The following is a 15,686-nucleotide window of genomic DNA, read 5'->3' as shown; positions in this document are numbered from 1 at the left end:
GGCTAGCATGGAGTGCCTAGCAATCGATAGGCGTTCCATCAATCCGCAAGCGGCCCAATTGGCTGAGTACCAACTTTTTACCTTGGGAGCCTTGAGCGCCGCTGCTTGAACAAACGGAAAAACTGCCATTGTAACCGCTGGTATAGCCTAACGGGCTGTAACGGATGCGCGACCAGCCCCGGCTATAAGTAACCTGTGTGTCCTGTTGCGCGGGGACGATGCGCAGAATATCGTCTTTGGTGATACTGTTGGTTTTATCCCCGCGCACAATCATTAGCTCACTACTCCAGTCGTTGGCGCAGGCCTTGCGGCTCTTGTTGGCAGGGCAAAGGGTAATCTGTTGGCGTTGACTAATCGCTGTATTTCGCGCGAACGCAAAAGCGCTTTGTAAGCGGTTTATTTCGCTGCTCCGTGCGGTTCGCTCCCCAAGCGCTTGAAAATTAGGCAGCCCCAAAACAGCGATAATGCCCACCAATAGCAGCGTGACCAGTAGCTCAAGTAGCGTAAATCCGCTTTCGGGTGTGGTGCGTGCCTGGTTGTGGAAACCGACCATCCGCTTCTCCTCACTTGACCACGTTATTGCCCGCGCTATGCTCACTTTGCTTATAAACCCTGGCAGCGAGCACATCGTTGTTAAGAAGACATCCTAAGCGACGCTACGCTTTTTTTATGTAAGCCAAAACGGACAATGTTGTGAGAGATTTCTTAATTATTGGCGGCGGCGTGATCGGTATGATGACCGCGCTGCAACTGGCCGATGCTGGCCAGCAGGTCACGCTGGTTGATCGTGGTGAGTGCGGTAAAGAGGCCTCCTGGGCGGGGGGTGGAATCGTTTCGCCGCTCTATCCCTGGCGCTACGACACCGCAGTGTCGCAACTCTCCCGCTGGTCGGAAGGCGTTTACCCCTCTTTGGCTCTGCGCTTGCTGGAAGAGACCGGTATCGACCCCGAATATCGCCAAAAGGGGCTGCTCTACCTAAATGTGGACGATGCCGACAAAGCGCTGCAATGGGCGCGCCAGTTGGGTAAACCCCTGGAGCGGGTGGGGGCAGACTTTGTCCATGCTAAAGAGCCTGGTGTGGCCATGGCGGACGACAGCGCACTGTGGATGCCGACACTGGGTAGCGTGCGCAATCCGCGCTTAGCCAAGGCGCTTAAGGCGCGGTTAGCCGCGATGTCCCAGGTCAAGATGAAAGAGCAGTGCGAGGTCAGTGGTTTTATTCAACAGAGTGGACAAGTAAAAGGCGTAGAGACCTCTCAAGGGCCGTTGACGGCTGAACGCATTATTGTTTGCGGCGGTGCCTGGGCGGCACAGCTCTTGTCGCTGTTGAATGTGCAGTTGCCGGTAAGGCCCGTAAAAGGGCAGATGATCGCTTACCAAGCACCCAAAGGGTTGGTGCAGCGCGTGGTATTGAAAGATGGGCGCTATATTATTCCGCGTGCAGATGGCCTGCTATTGGTGGGTTCTACGCTGGAAGAGGTGGGTTTTGACAAGCGCACCGATGAGGTGGCATTGGCGTCACTAAAACAGAGTGCTGAAGCCATCCTGCCCGCATTGGCAACGTGCCCGGTAGCGCACCAATGGGCCGGCCTGCGGCCTGGATCCCCAACGGGCCTCCCCTTTATCGGCGCGCTGCCTGAATGGCCTAATGTATTCGTCAATGCCGGGCACTATCGCAACGGCTTGGTGTTGGCGCCTGCCTCGACCCATTTGCTGGTAGATCAACTATTGGGGCGCGAGCCTCTGATTGACCCCGCGCCATACCAACTTACGCCAGAGCGGCTAATACACGCTTAAGACCAGTACAAGGTTAAGGTGTGCCGCCCTTGTCCTGCTGCTCCTGCAGAAAGCGGTCACGATGGGCGCTAGAGCAGAACCACTGCTCCTGGTCACGCAGTGCTTCGTCTTCAGGAACGTGTACTTCACACCAGCGGCAGCGCACCATTTTGCCACCCTCGTGACGGTTCACTTTGCTATGCTGCGCTTCATGCTCAAGCTTACGTTGCCGGTAGATGCCGTAGAGTTTTAAACCGGCATAGAATACAACGGCGAAGATAATCAGCCGAATGATCAAGAGGTTCATCCTTTTGTGTCTCCCAAAGTGGGAATCTAGGCACAAGGCGTTAGGATAGACCCGCAGCCTTTGCCAGTTGGCGGCCCTTGCGGGACAATACGACTATGACGGTGTAATCCGATTTTAAAGATTCTCAAGAGATTTTGACGCCCATGCAAGACTTAACGCTGGTAATGGCCCAACTCGATCCTCTGGTCGGGGATATTCCCGGCAACGCCGCACGCGCGATTGAAGCCGTGCGCGAAGCCCGGATTGAGCATGGGGCGGATATTGTTGTCTTTCCTGAGCTTTTTTTGTCGGGCTACCCGCCTGAAGATCTGCTGTTGCGCCCCTCAATGGAAACCCGCCTGCGCGAAGCCCGGGGGCTAATGGCATCGAAGGTCGCCAGTGATGTGCTGGTGATCATTGGCTATCCCGGCGTGCGTGAAGGCCGCTGTTACAACTTAGCAGGCCTACTCTACAACGGTCAGTGGGAAGCTGAGTACGCCAAGCAGGCGTTGCCTAACTACCAAGTGTTTGACGAGCAGCGCTACTTTACGCCAGGCACAGAGACACTCGTTTATGAGCATAAGGGCGCCAAGCTGGGCATCGTGATCTGTGAGGATCTATGGGATGGCGCGCCGGTTAGGGCTGCCAAGGAAGCGGGGGCTGAAGTGCTGATCACCTTGAACGCCTCGCCCTATCACCAGGATAAACCCACTGAGCGACTGAGCTTATTGGAGCAGCACGCCCAAGACGTCAATCGTCCGATTGTGTATGTGAACACTATCGGTGGTCAGGATGAGCTGGTGTTTGATGGCGGCTCTTGCTGCGTTAACGCCAGCGGTGAGTTGCAGGTGCTGGCGCCGTATTGGCAGGCGGGCCTGATGCCAGTTCAGCTACTCCAAACCAGCGCCACGGTTTGGGAGCCCCAGCCCGGCGAGATTGACCCCGAGGTAGAACCGGAAGAGAGCCTGTATTGTGCATTAGTCACCGGACTGCGCGATTACGTCAACAAGAGCGGTTTTGAGGGCGTGGTGTTGGGGCTTTCCGGCGGTATCGATTCGGCGCTTTCGCTGGCCATTGCGGTTGACGCACTGGGCCCCCAGCGGGTGCAGGCGGTGATGATGCCTTACCACTACACCGCGGATATTTCCAAACAGGACGCTGCGGAGCAGGCCAAGATGCTCGGTGTGCATTACGAAATCATGCCGATCGAGCCCATGGTAGAAGCCTTTATGGGCACACTGGCTGAGAGTTTCGCGGGCACTGAGCGAGATACTACCGAAGAGAATCTGCAGTCCCGCTGTCGCGGTGTACTGCTAATGGCGATCTCCAATAAAAAAGGCTTAATGGTACTGACGACCGGTAACAAGAGCGAAATGGCGGTGGGCTATGCCACGCTGTATGGCGATATGGTGGGCGGGTTTAATGCCATTAAAGATGTGTATAAAACCTGGGTGTACCGCTTGGCTCGCTGGCGCAATACCCAATCGCCGGCAATACCCGAGCGTGTCATTGAGCGGCCACCCAGCGCGGAGCTGGCGCCTGATCAGCAGGATAGCGACTCGCTGCCTGATTACGACGTGCTCGATGCAATCCTATTAAGCTATATCGAGGGCGATATGAGCGCTGAAGCGATCATTGCCGGTGGCTTTGACGCTGAAGACGTTTACAAAGTAGTGAAGCTGGTCGACCGCTGCGAGTATAAGCGCCGCCAGGCGCCCATTGGTGTGCGGGTGACGCCGCGGGGTTTTGGCCGCGACCGCCGCTACCCCATCGTCAATGGTTGGCAGCCCGGCGAGTAAGCGGAACATCTCTTAACGCTGCTTTGACGGCCAGATAAAAAAACTCCCCTGAAAAGGGGAGTTTTTTTCATTGTGCATCCACGGTAGTCAAACCCTGGCCGTTTTAGTTTAGAAGCTTTCCCACTCGGGAGCTTCCTGCTGACGTTTAACGGCGGGGAGGGCGTGGGTGTTGGCAGAATGACTGCTTGCCGGTGCCAAGGGAGCCTGCGACGGCTGGGCGTTTTTGGCACCGTTGGGTAATTTGAAGACCTCCATGGAGTGCAGCAACGAGTGAGCGTTTTGACGCAGACTGTTAGCTGCGGTAGCGCTTTCATGAACTAGGGCTGCGTTCTGCTGGGTGACCTGATCCATCTCGGTCACTGCTCGACCCACTTCCTGCACACCGGTGCTCTGCTCGGCGCTGGCGTGGCTGATCTCCTGCATAATGCTGGTTACCCGCTCGATAGCCGCGACGATCTGCTCGGTCGACTTGCTGGCTTCTTCGGCGCGCTCGTTGCCATGGGTGACCCGTTCCAGGTTGCTAGAGATAAGGTCGTTGATCTCTTTTGCGGCATCGGCACTGCGCTGGGCAAGTTTACGCACTTCTTCTGCGACTACCGCAAAGCCACGGCCATGCTCCCCAGCCCGGGCAGCTTCGACCGAGGCATTAAGTGCCAGAATGTTGGTTTGAAAGGCAATTGCATCAATAGTAGAGATAATACCGGCAATTTCCTGAGAGCTCTTATTAAGATCGTTCATGGTGGCAACCACCTGATTGACCGCTGCGCCGCCTTGTTTGGCTGTGTTAGAGGCGCTGGAGGCCTCTTTGCTTGCCTGCTCGGAGTTATCGGCGTTGAGCTTGACGGTGCTGTTAAGCTGCTCCATTGCCGAGGCGGTTTCGGCTAGTGCGCTGGCTTGCTGCTCAGTACGCGAGGAGAGGTCGTTATTGCCTTCAGCGATTTGCTCGCTGTTGCTGGCCACCGCTTCTGCCGAGGCGCGCACCTGGGTCACAATGGTTTGTAACTGCTGCGCCATGGCTACCTGTGACGCCATAATGCTGCGGGTATCTCCCTTCTTAAGCTTACCCTGGCTGTTTAATTCGCCGCGACCAATGGCTTCTGCGAAGGCTTTGACTTCGTAGGGCTCGGCACCCAATTCACGTAGCAGCTGGCGGGATAGAAACACCGCGATCAAACCGCCTACCAGCAACGCAAACAGTGTTAGCCCCAGCATTTGCATTTGAAAACCCGAGGCGGTATCGCGGGCTGTCGCTGTAGTAGCGTCGTTCAACTGCTGCTGAAGATTGATAAATTGATTTATGCGGTTAAGCCACTCGGTGTAAGCGGGGCCTGCCTGTTCAAGTAGCAGCGTTTGCGCCTCTGCATACTCGTCTGCTTGACGGGCGGCTATTACTTGCTCTGTTAGTTCCCGTGTCAGTATGGCTTGGTCATTGATACTGTTAATAATAGTTTGCTCTTGAGCAGTGCCAGCGTATTCGTTGGACACTTGCTCCATGCCTGTCGTGGCTGTGCTGTAAGCGCTGCGCAGACGTTCCATTTCACTCTCTAAGGAGCTGAGGTTGCCATTCCCGGCGGTGATCACAATGTCACGAAGCACGATAGCGCGATCATGTACGCTACCTCGCCAGTCCACTGCAAAGCGTTGTTTGGTTCCATTGACGTCGTTGATTGTCGATAAATCGCGGTCAATTTGATTGACCTGATAAATACCGACGGCAGTTAACAGAATCAGCAGCCCAAGCAGGGCAGAAAATCCGAGCGTTAAACGCGTACTAATTTTGGTGTTGCTGGAACGGGCGTTAAGAAGTGACATTGAGTGCTCCCTTAGGTGCCGTTAAGGCACTTTATTATGCTAGACGGACTCATCATATATGTGTGTATAGTTTTTGTATAGGAAATAATGACTACATGTATAGTATTTTCGGTTACTTTTTGTTTCTCTTTTGGAATCATGTGCTTGTTGATTTTTGAATAAAAAAACCACGCCGTGGCGTGGTTTTCTAGGTACATGTTGTACAGCTTTCAGCGAATGATAGCTCGCAGTGGTTTAATCATTTTGGCCTAGATGCTTAGGAACAAAGCGACTACCCTGCAACTGCTCGTGATCAGGCGCGTTTTCTCGCAGTACGGCGAGGACTTCATTGGCGCGATCCTCCATGTCAAGGCCTTGATAACCTTCCACCATGGTGGCCAAGGCATCCCGGGTGGCGCTGGATTCGGGGTAGTTTTCGATCACCCAGCGGCCGCGTTCAACGGCTGCTAAGTAAGCACCACGGCGCAGGTAGTAATCGGCGACATGGAGCTCATGGCGAGCCATTAGCTCACGCAGATAGACGATTCGCTGCTGGGCGTCAGCGGCGTATTCGCTCTGGGGGTAGCGCTGGATTAGTTCGCGGAAGTCGTTGTAAGCATCCCGTGAAGCCCCTAAGTCGCGTTTGGAAATGTCGATCAGGCGCAGTCGCTCTAGACTAAAGCGGCCCGCTTGCCAGGCGGAGAGGCCGCGCAAATAGTAGGCGTAGTCCACTTGCGGGTGGTCAGGATGTAGGCGAATAAAGCGGCTGGCAGCGGCTCGAGCCTCTTCCCAGTCGCTGTTTTCATAGTAGGCATAGATCAGCTCAAGCTGAGCCTGCTCTGCATGGGCACCAAACGGATAGCGGGTGTCGAGTGCTTCCAAACGCTCTATCGCAATCGGGTAACGGTTGCTGTCTAGGGCTGTGCGGGCCAGCTCATAGAGCTCACGCTCCTGCACTCCAGCAAATTCATCGTCTTCTTCTTCGCTAGAGTTATTGCTCGCACAGCCCGCTAGAAGGGCAAGGCTTAGGGCTAGAGCACCAAAGCGGTTGGCAGCTGAAAAAACGCGCATCATCATCCTCGTTGCAAACAAGCCTCGATCACCAAAAAGCGGCGATGGCCATAAGTAGAAATGGTAGAATAGGTCTCAGTCCGCCCACTATAAAACACCTCGGCTCAAAACGCAGGCTTAGCGACGTTTCGTTAGGTGTCGTCAAAGGTGGCCGCTAAGGTTTTTTGCGTCTTAAAGAGGATTTTCATGTCTCGAATAGTTGAAGACACGCAGCGCGTGCCCGCGACGTTAGCCGGTGCACGGTTAGACCAAGCGGCGGCTGAGTTGTTCAGTGATTACTCCCGTGAGCGCTTAAAAGCGTGGATTAACGCTGGAGAATTGACGGTGGATGGCGCGCAAGCCAAGCCTAAAGCCAAGTTACATGGCCATGAAGTGTTGGCGCTTCAGGCGACCATCGAGGACGATACCCGTTTTGAGGCGCAGGATATCGCGCTGGATATCGTTTACGAAGACGACACGGTGATGGTGATCAACAAAGCTGCCGGTATGGTGGTGCATCCCGCTGCCGGTAACCCGGACGGCACGCTATTAAATGCGTTGCTGCATCACCAGCCGACACTTGCCGAAGTGCCTCGGGCAGGCATTGTTCACCGCTTGGATAAAGACACGACAGGCTTGATGATGGTGGCGAAAACGCTGCCTGCCCAAACGGCCCTGGTCGAACAGCTGCAGGCGCGCAGCGTGTCACGCCAGTACGACGCCGTGGTGATTGGTAAGCCGGTGTCGGGGAGCACTATCGATGCGCCCATTGGCCGCCACCCCAAAGACCGTAAACGCCAGGCCGTTACCGCTTCGGGTAAGCCTGCCATTACCCATTTCCGCGTGGTTGAGCGCTTCCGTGCCCACACCCATGTGCGTTGCAAGCTGGAAACCGGGCGCACTCACCAAATTCGTGTGCATATGGCCCATGCCCGCTATCCGCTCATTGGAGACCCCATGTACGGCGGTCGCGCGAAGCTGCCGCCGGGCGCCGCTGAACCGCTGAAAGAGATTCTGCGCGAATTCCCCCGCCAGGCCCTGCATGCGCGTAAGTTGATTTTCAAGCACCCGGTGAGTGGCGAAACATTAACTTTTCAAGCAGACCTCCCCGATGATTTGTTAATGTTGTTGGATTACTTACGGGAAGATAATGAGACCATGCGATGAGCGATGCCATTAATTTACGGCCAACGCTTTTAGTGCCCGACTGGCCTGCGCCATCCAATGTGCGTGCCTTTGTGACAACCCGGGAGTCGGGGCCTAGCCAGGGTGATTTCGCCGCTTTTAACCCCGCTTCCCATGTGGGCGATAATGCTGATCATGTGGCGTTGTGTCGGCGTTTGCTGCAAAAGGAGCTTGGCGATGAGCGCCCTCTGCTATGGCTGAACCAGACCCACGGGGCTCGCGTGCAGCAATTTTATCAGCCTGATGCGGCCGATGCAGATGCATCCATTGCTACTTCCAATGAGTACGCCTGTGTAGTGCTGACGGCAGACTGCCTGCCGGTGATGTTCTGCAATCGCGCGGGTACCCAGGTGGCGGTGGCCCATGCTGGTTGGCGCGGACTGGCGGGCGGCGTGCTGGAGGCAACCATTGCCGCCATGAATACGGATCCCGATGAAATCTTGGTGTGGTTAGGGCCCGCTATTTCCAATGCGCAATTTGAGGTTGGGCCGGAGGTTTACGGCGCCTTTGTAGCCGTTCATCCAGATACCGCTGACGCTTTCGACCACAGTCCCTATCGACTCGGCCATTACATGGCCGATCTCTATCGGCTGGCACGCTTTCGCTTAGAGGCGCTGGGGGTCAACCATATTAGTGGCGGCCACTTCTGTACTGCCTGCGAGTCGCGTTTCTACTCCTTCCGCCGTGATGGCGGTAAAACCGGACGAATGGCCAGCGTGATCTGGATCAATTAATGTGAATTAAAGCTTCCATAAGTCAGCGGTTTGCACCGCCACCTCTTGAAAAGCATGGAACTGACGCCATTTAACTTGTCAAGCTAATAGTGATTTAGCACGTCTAATGACACGTTATCGGGTCACGCGGTGCGTCCAAACGCACGGCTACCCCAGGAGGAACTCCATGCGTTTTGATAAATTTACCGCCAAGCTTCAAAGTGCGATTGCCGAGGCGCAGTCGCTGGCCGTTGGGCGCGGCCATAATCAGCTAGACCCAGCGCACTTGCTGCTGGCCCTGCTTGACACCAAAGATACCGGTATTAAAGCCCTGATTGAAAAAGCCGAGGGCAGCCCTTCACGCCTGCGCGATGGGTTGGTGCAGCAGTTGGATAACTTGCCCAAGGTGGGGCAGTTCGACGGCGAAGTGCAGCCGTCGCGGGATTTCATCAAGCTATTCAACTTAACCGATCGCGAAGCGCAAAAACGCGGCGACCAGTTTATTGCCAGTGAGCTGGTACTACTGGCGGCGCTGGAAATGAATTCGGCGATTACCAAGCTGCTTAAAGACGCGGGGATTAACCGTAAATCTCTCGAAGCCGCCATTAACAGCCTTCGCGGTGGTGCTACCGTGGACGATGCCAACGCCGAAGATCAGCGTGAAGCGCTGAATAAATACACCATGGATCTTACCCAGCGCGCGCTGGACGGCAAGCTCGACCCGGTGATCGGTCGCGACGATGAAATTCGCCGTACCATTCAAGTACTGCAGCGGCGTACTAAAAACAACCCGGTGTTAATCGGCGAGCCGGGGGTGGGTAAAACCGCCATTGTCGAAGGGCTGGCCCAGCGCATTGTTAACGGCGAAGTGCCGGAAGGCTTGAAAGAGAAGCGCGTGCTTTCGCTGGATATGGGCTCGCTATTGGCAGGCGCCAAGTTCCGCGGCGAGTTTGAAGAGCGCTTGAAAGCGGTACTCAAGGAACTCTCCCAGGAAGAGGGCCGGGTAATTCTGTTTATCGATGAGCTGCACACCATGGTCGGCGCAGGCAAAGCCGAAGGCGCCATGGACGCGGGCAATATGCTCAAGCCTGCCCTGGCCCGCGGCGAGCTGCACTGCGTGGGTGCGACCACCCTTGATGAGTACCGCAAGTACATTGAGAAAGACGCCGCCCTGGAGCGCCGCTTCCAGAAAGTGCTGGTTGATGAGCCTTCCGAAGAGGACACCGTGGCCATTCTGCGCGGCCTGAAAGAGCGCTATGAAGTGCACCACGGGGTGGATATTACCGACTCCGCCATTATTGCCGCGGCGAAGCTCTCTACCCGCTATATCACTGATCGTCAGTTGCCTGATAAGGCCATTGATTTAATCGATGAGGCAGCATCAAGGATTCGTATGGAGCTGGACTCCAAGCCGGAAGCGATGGATCGCCTTGATCGCCGTCTGATTCAGCTCAAAATGGAGCGCGAGGCGCTTAAGAAAGAGACTGACGAGGCCACCAAAAAACGCCTGGAGGCGCTCAATACCCAGATTCACGAGCTAGAGCGCGAGTACGCTGATCTTGATGAGATCTGGAAAGCCGAGAAAGCCAGTATCCAGGGGGCCGCGCAGTTTAAGGCGGAGCTTGAGCAGGCGCGCATTGACCTTGAGCAGGCGCGCCGCCAGGGTGATTTGGGTCGGATGTCGGAAATTCAGTACGGCAAAATTCCAGAGCTAGAGAAGAAGATTGCCGAAAGTGGCGAAGGTGAAGCTGATACTTCAAGCCATCAACTGCTGCGCTCCAACGTCACCGAAGAGGAGATCGCCGAGGTGGTCTCTCGCTGGACGGGCATTCCGGTTTCCAAAATGCTCGAAGGCGAGCGCGATAAACTGCTGCGGATGGAAGAAGCGCTGCATCAGCGGGTGATTGGGCAGGATGAAGCCGTCGAGGCGGTCGCCAACGCGGTGCGCCGCTCACGGGCAGGGCTTTCTGATCCCAATCGGCCCAACGGCTCATTCCTATTCCTCGGCCCCACCGGGGTGGGTAAAACCGAGCTGTGTAAGTCGCTGGCTAACTTCCTATTCGATACCGAAGAGGCCATGGTACGTATCGATATGTCGGAGTTTATGGAGAAACACTCCGTGGCCCGCTTGATCGGTGCGCCCCCAGGTTACGTCGGCTATGAAGAGGGCGGCTACTTAACAGAGGCCGTACGGCGTAAGCCTTACTCGGTGCTGCTGTTGGATGAGGTGGAAAAAGCCCACCCGGATGTCTTCAACATTCTGCTGCAGGTGCTGGAGGATGGCCGCTTAACCGACGGCCAGGGGCGCACGGTGGATTTCCGTAATACCGTGATCGTGATGACCTCTAACATGGGTTCGGACATTATCCAGCGTATGGGGGGGGACGATAGCGATTATGAAACGATGAAAAACATGGTCATGGAGGTGGTGGGTAACCACTTCCGGCCTGAGCTCATCAACCGTATTGATGAAGTGGTGGTGTTCCACGCCCTCGGCCAAGAGCAGATTCAGGCGATTGCGGGTATTCAGCTCGAACGCTTGAGAGTGCGCCTTGCCGAACACGACCTGAAACTTGAGGTGAGTCCTGAAGCGATGGCGCAATTGGCAGTCGTTGGCTTCGACCCAGTATATGGTGCGCGGCCACTCAAGCGGGCGATTCAGAGCCGTATCGAAAACCCGTTGGCGCAGGATCTGCTGGGGGGCAAATTCTCCCCAGGTGATACCATTCATATCAACGCGGAAGACGGCAAGCTGGTGTTTAGCTCGTAATTGATGTCGCTACTTCGCGCAATTGAATAAGGAAAAGTCCCCGTTAGCTTTGCTGGCGGGGCTTTTTTTATGACTTCTTGCGACCTTTGTTGCGTTTGGTCTGATCGGAGGTTGACAGGCTGAGGGCGCTAATGGAATCTTGTCGGTTCCTGATTTGCGGGCGCGGACTCAACGGGCAACCCCTTATTCCCGCGCGAAGGGTAGGCGAAAGCCTCTACCCGCCGAAGGACTTCCGGGCTTGGGCTAACCGCCCAACCTGGCCAACGCCCCGACACGGCGAACTGCTGTGATAAGAGTGCAGGCCCTAACCGGGCCTCCTGCCAGGGTTTGGCATCAGGTGTCGGCATGGGCCGACAGCGGCACACCGCCGCACTCGACACCGTGCCCAGGTGGGTACGGATCGCACTCGAGACCTCCAGGGGAGAAATACAGTGGAACTGCTTTCCGGCGCAGATATGATCGCCCGCTTCTTGCAAGATGAGGGCATCGAATACATTTATGGTTATCCCGGTGGGGCAGCGCTGCATATCTATGATGCGCTCTTCCGTCAGGACAAAGTGAAGCACATTCTAGTGCGTCACGAACAAGCGGCTACCCACGCAGCCGACGGCTATGCCCGTGCCTCAGGCAAGCCCGGCTGTGTGCTGGTCACCTCAGGCCCCGGTGCCACCAACGCTGTCACTGGTATTGCCACCGCCTACATGGACTCTATCCCCATGGTAGTGCTGTGCGGCCAAGTGGCGAGCCATCTGATCGGTGAAGACGCCTTCCAGGAAACCGATATCGTCGGTGTGACGCGCCCAATTGTGAAGCACAGCTTCTCGATCCGTCACCCATCGGAAATCCCGGAAGTGCTCAAAAAGGCGTTCTATTTAGCCTCAACCGGTCGCCCGGGCCCGGTGGTGGTGGATATCCCTAAGGATATGACCGCGCCCACCGAGCGTTACGAGTACATCTACCCGAAAAAGGTCAAGCTGCGCTCCTACAACCCGGTAACGCGCGGCCACACGGGGCAGATCAAAAAAGCCGTTGAGATGATGCTAAAGGCCAAACGTCCGGTGTTTTATACCGGCGGTGGCGTGGTCACGGGCAAAGCCAGCGAAGGCCTGACCGATCTGGTCAAGCAGCTGGGCTACCCGATCACCACTACGCTGATGGGGATTGGGGCGTATCCGCAAAGTGATCGGCAGTGCTTGGGCTGGCTGGGTATGCACGGCTCCTATGAATCCAACATGGCCATGCACCACGCCGACCTGATTATTGCCATTGGGGCGCGCTTTGATGACCGGGTGACTAACAGCACGTCGAAATTCTGCCCCACCGCCAAAATCATCCATGTGGATGTAGACCCAAGTTCGATCTCTAAAACGGTGCGTGCCGATGTGCCGATCGTGGGCCCGGCCTCCAGCGTTATCAATGAGATGATCAGCTTGGTGCAGGGGCATAAAATTGCCCATCCTGAAGCACTCACCGAGTGGTGGGAGAAGATTGATGGCTGGCGTGCCGACCGTGAAGGCAAGCTTTATGAGCCTTCCAAGGCGGGTGAAGCGCTTAAACCACAGGAAGTGATCGAAGCGCTTTGTCGGGTAACCCGAGGCGAAGCCTACGTGACCACTGATGTTGGCCAGCATCAGATGTTTGCCGCTCAGTATTACAAGTTTGATAAACCCAACCGACTGATCACCTCAGGTGGTTTGGGCACCATGGGCTTTGGCTTCCCCGCCGCCATGGGTATCAAGCAGAACTACCCGGATGATGACGTGGTGTGTGTCACCGGTGAAGGCAGCTTCCAGATGATGATGCAGGAGCTCTCCACCTGTAAGCAGTACGGGGTGGGCGTTAAGATCGTCAATCTTAACAATGCGTCGCTGGGTATGGTGCGTCAGTGGCAGGACTTGAACTATAAATCGCGTCACGCGCACTCCTATATGGAGTCGCTGCCGGACTTTCATATGCTGATTGAGGCGTATGGATTTACCGCGATTACCGTCAATACCCTTGACGAGTTGGAACCTGCGCTAGAGCGTGCCTTTGCTGATAAGCATGAGCTGGTGTTCCTTGACGTGAAGGTCGACCCTTTTGAGCACGTCTATCCGATGCAGGTGCCGTTAGGCGCTATGCGCGACATGCTGCTGTCTAAAACGGAGCGTACCTGATGCGTCATATCATCTCGATTCTGTTAGAAAATGAACCGGGTGCGCTGTCACGTGTAGTCGGGTTGTTCTCCCAGCGTAACTTCAACATCGAAACGCTTAACGTGGCGCCGACTGAAGACCCGTCGCTCTCGCGCTTAACGGTCACCACCGTGGGCGATGACCGGGTCATCGAGCAGATCACCAAGCACCTCAATAAGCTGATCGATGTGGTCAAGCTGGTGGATCTCACCGAGGGCAATCATATCGAGCGCGAGCTGATGCTGGTGAAAGTGAAGGCATTGGGTGCGGCGCGTGATGAGGTGAAGCGCACGGTGGATATCTTCCGCGCCCAGATCGTCGACGTAACGCCGAGCCTCTATACCGTGCAGATCACCGGCGATGCGGGCAAGCTGGATGCTTTCCTTCAGGCCATGGCGCCAGTCGGTATTCTAGAGGTCGCCCGTACCGGGGTCTCTGGGATTGCTCGGGGCGATAAGGTGTTGTCGCTTTAGGCATTAAAAGCGTTAAGGATTAACTGCTAAATATAGAGCGCTGCTCCCTCCCAGGGGTGGCGCTTTTTCATGACCACTTAATTGTCGCTCGCTGACAGAGGCGCAGGGAGCATCAATACAGCAATTGGCTGGCTGAGTAGCACTCACCGTGTAGAATGAAAGCGACTACTGTTCCCGTGACTTCACTTTTAATGGATGAAACCTATGACGCAGGACGCTCGCGATCAAGAGCACTCAGGCTCAGGTCAGGCAAATTCAGATCAGGCTAAACCAGGCCCGATAGGCACTGAGCAGCCAAACGACACTGATCCGTCAGAGGTAGGTGGCAACGAGGATTTGGCGACCGCCTTCTTGCGTGAAACGGAGGTGGTTGAGGAAACCGTAGAGGATGGTAAAAAGATCCGCCGTCGAGGTATCTACTTACTACCTAACTTATTTACCACCTCGGCGCTGTTTGCAGGTTTCTTTGCGGTCGTTGCTGGTATTAATGGCGAGTTCACCTCGGCCGCCGTCGCGATCTTTATTGCCATGGTGCTGGATGGCTTGGATGGCCGTGTCGCACGTATGACCAATACGCAAAGTGAATTCGGCGCTGAGTACGACAGCTTGTCTGACATGATCTCCTTTGGTATGGCACCTGCTTTAGTTGCCTTTACCTGGATTCTTCAGGACATAGGTAAAACCGGCTGGGTGGTGGCCTTTCTTTACGTGGCCTGCGCGGCACTGCGCCTTGCACGTTTTAATGTACAGATCGGTAGCGTCGACAAAAAGTGGTTTATTGGATTGCCAAGCCCTTCTGCCGCAGCGCTAGTAGCGGCCAGTGTCTGGACCTTCCATAGCTTTGATGCCGATGCCTTTGGCTTCAAGTTACTGATGCTGGTTGTGGTGGCGGCGGCAGGCGTGCTGATGGTGAGTAATATCCGCTACTACAGCTTCAAGGATCTCGACTTTAAAAAGCCAGTACCGTTTGTTGTACTGCTGGCTATCGTTCTGGCTTTCGTTATGATCTCGGTTGAACCTTCGGTAATGCTGTTACTGCTGTTTGGAGCCTATGTGGCTTCAGGGCCTGTTTTAGCCGTTATGCGCAAGGCAAAACCTAGCCGCTAGGACTTTATGCCACTTTTTTGACAGTTCTTTCAAAAAGCCCTTGCCAACCCGGCAGCGAATCCGTAAAGTACGCATCCGCTGCCGGGGACGCCAAGCGTTACCAGCGGTGCATAAGGTGTAAAAGCCTTGGTTTGTCAGGAGGTTAGAGCAAGTTGTATCGCTCGCCTCAGTCGCTAAAAAAACAGCGATTGACAATCACCAGGAAATGCGTAGAATACGCCTTCCTCGCTGAGGCAAGCCAGTTCAACGGTAAGTCAAGTGGCTCAGTAAGTTAGCCACCGCAGCGAAACAGCTCTTTAACAATTTGATCAGGTAATTCATGTGGGCGCTTGCTGATGTTGGTGACAAATCACCAAATATCAAGGCAAGCGACTCAAGCAATAAAGGTTTTTCGGAACCTGTTTTGAATGAATTCGTTTGAACCTTGAGCCAAGTTTGATCCGCTTTTGCTGCTTTCGGCTAGTCCGTAAGTAAGCGAGTAAGGATCACAATGATTTTAAACTGAAGAGTTTGATCATGGCTCAGATTGAACGCTGGCGGCAGGCCTAACACATGCAAGTCG

At 55.3% G+C, this 15,686-nt stretch carries 12 protein-coding genes and 1 rRNA gene; 9 read left to right on the top strand and 4 right to left on the bottom strand.

Features of this window, described 5'->3' with window-relative positions; translation table 11 throughout:
• Nucleotides 1–16 precede the first annotated feature (16 nt).
• On the bottom strand, nt 17–553 hold the full coding sequence (locus JI62_RS22235) for a GspH/FimT family pseudopilin (protein ID WP_088702242.1): 537 nt from the start codon (nt 551–553) through the stop codon (nt 17–19).
• A 140-nt stretch (nt 554–693) separates the two neighbouring features.
• Here JI62_RS22235 and thiO point away from each other — a divergent pair, with 140 nt between their 5' ends.
• Entirely contained in the window at nt 694–1,797 is a 1,104-nt protein-coding gene (thiO, locus tag JI62_RS22230; protein ID WP_088702241.1) for a glycine oxidase ThiO, read from the top strand.
• 13 nt (nt 1,798–1,810) lie between these two features.
• Here thiO and JI62_RS22225 read toward each other — a convergent pair whose 3' ends face one another.
• The gene (locus JI62_RS22225; protein WP_088702240.1) at nt 1,811–2,083 is read right to left on the bottom strand and encodes a PP0621 family protein; all 273 of its coding nucleotides are present in this window, start codon (nt 2,081–2,083) and stop codon (nt 1,811–1,813) included.
• 143 nt (nt 2,084–2,226) lie between these two features.
• On the opposite strand from JI62_RS22225, the gene JI62_RS22220 reads away from it, so the two are divergent.
• Complete coding sequence (locus JI62_RS22220; protein WP_088702239.1) at nt 2,227–3,861, top strand: NAD+ synthase; 1,635 nt, start codon at nt 2,227–2,229, stop codon at nt 3,859–3,861.
• Nucleotides 3,862–3,969: 108 nt separating this feature from the next.
• Here JI62_RS22220 and JI62_RS22215 read toward each other — a convergent pair whose 3' ends face one another.
• Nucleotides 3,970–5,673: a methyl-accepting chemotaxis protein gene (locus tag JI62_RS22215; RefSeq protein ID WP_088702238.1), complete on the bottom strand. Its 1,704-nt coding sequence runs from the start codon at nt 5,671–5,673 to the stop codon at nt 3,970–3,972.
• 234 nt (nt 5,674–5,907) lie between these two features.
• On the bottom strand, nt 5,908–6,723 hold the full coding sequence (locus tag JI62_RS22210; protein ID WP_088702237.1) for an outer membrane protein assembly factor BamD: 816 nt from the start codon (nt 6,721–6,723) through the stop codon (nt 5,908–5,910).
• Between the two features lie 186 nt (nt 6,724–6,909).
• Here JI62_RS22210 and rluD point away from each other — a divergent pair, with 186 nt between their 5' ends.
• The 7 genes from rluD to JI62_RS22175 form a co-directional block, all read left to right on the top strand.
• Complete coding sequence (gene rluD, locus JI62_RS22205) at nt 6,910–7,869, top strand: 23S rRNA pseudouridine(1911/1915/1917) synthase RluD (protein ID WP_088702236.1); 960 nt, start codon at nt 6,910–6,912, stop codon at nt 7,867–7,869.
• Nucleotides 7,866–8,621, top strand: a complete 756-nt coding sequence (pgeF, locus tag JI62_RS22200) for a peptidoglycan editing factor PgeF (RefSeq protein WP_088702235.1) — start codon at nt 7,866–7,868, stop codon at nt 8,619–8,621. Before rluD ends, pgeF begins: the two co-directional genes overlap by 4 nt.
• Before the next feature lie 166 nt (nt 8,622–8,787).
• A complete protein-coding gene (gene clpB, locus JI62_RS22195; RefSeq protein WP_088702234.1) occupies nt 8,788–11,370 on the top strand; it encodes an ATP-dependent chaperone ClpB in 2,583 nt (860 codons plus the stop codon).
• 431 nt (nt 11,371–11,801) lie between these two features.
• Complete coding sequence (locus JI62_RS22190; protein WP_088702233.1) at nt 11,802–13,526, top strand: acetolactate synthase 3 large subunit; 1,725 nt, start codon at nt 11,802–11,804, stop codon at nt 13,524–13,526.
• Nucleotides 13,526–14,017: an acetolactate synthase small subunit gene (gene ilvN / locus JI62_RS22185; RefSeq protein WP_007113940.1), complete on the top strand. Its 492-nt coding sequence runs from the start codon at nt 13,526–13,528 to the stop codon at nt 14,015–14,017. The genes JI62_RS22190 and ilvN overlap by 1 nt, the downstream gene beginning before the upstream one ends.
• Before the next feature lie 204 nt (nt 14,018–14,221).
• Nucleotides 14,222–15,124: a CDP-diacylglycerol--serine O-phosphatidyltransferase gene (gene pssA / locus JI62_RS22180; protein WP_088702232.1), complete on the top strand. Its 903-nt coding sequence runs from the start codon at nt 14,222–14,224 to the stop codon at nt 15,122–15,124.
• 498 nt (nt 15,125–15,622) lie between these two features.
• Nucleotides 15,623–15,686: ribosomal RNA gene (locus JI62_RS22175) — 16S ribosomal RNA — on the top strand; the annotation flags it as partial.

The organism is Halomonas campaniensis (assembly GCF_002211105.1).
Lineage (GTDB): Bacteria > Pseudomonadota > Gammaproteobacteria > Pseudomonadales > Halomonadaceae > Vreelandella > Vreelandella campaniensis_A.
This window is presented reverse-complemented; position numbering and strand designations above follow the sequence as displayed.

Coding starts and splice junctions, on each gene's coding strand:
- JI62_RS22235 (WP_088702242.1), bottom strand. CDS start 553: ATGGTCGGTTTCCACAACCAGGCACGCACCACACCCGAAAGCGGATTT.
- JI62_RS22225 (WP_088702240.1), bottom strand. CDS start 2,083: ATGAACCTCTTGATCATTCGGCTGATTATCTTCGCCGTTGTATTCTAT.
- JI62_RS22220 (WP_088702239.1), top strand. CDS start 2,227: ATGCAAGACTTAACGCTGGTAATGGCCCAACTCGATCCTCTGGTCGGG.
- JI62_RS22215 (WP_088702238.1), bottom strand. CDS start 5,673: ATGTCACTTCTTAACGCCCGTTCCAGCAACACCAAAATTAGTACGCGT.
- JI62_RS22210 (WP_088702237.1), bottom strand. CDS start 6,723: ATGCGCGTTTTTTCAGCTGCCAACCGCTTTGGTGCTCTAGCCCTAAGC.
- rluD (WP_088702236.1), top strand. CDS start 6,910: ATGTCTCGAATAGTTGAAGACACGCAGCGCGTGCCCGCGACGTTAGCC.
- pgeF (WP_088702235.1), top strand. CDS start 7,866: ATGAGCGATGCCATTAATTTACGGCCAACGCTTTTAGTGCCCGACTGG.
- clpB (WP_088702234.1), top strand. CDS start 8,788: ATGCGTTTTGATAAATTTACCGCCAAGCTTCAAAGTGCGATTGCCGAG.
- ilvN (WP_007113940.1), top strand. CDS start 13,526: ATGCGTCATATCATCTCGATTCTGTTAGAAAATGAACCGGGTGCGCTG.
- pssA (WP_088702232.1), top strand. CDS start 14,222: ATGACGCAGGACGCTCGCGATCAAGAGCACTCAGGCTCAGGTCAGGCA.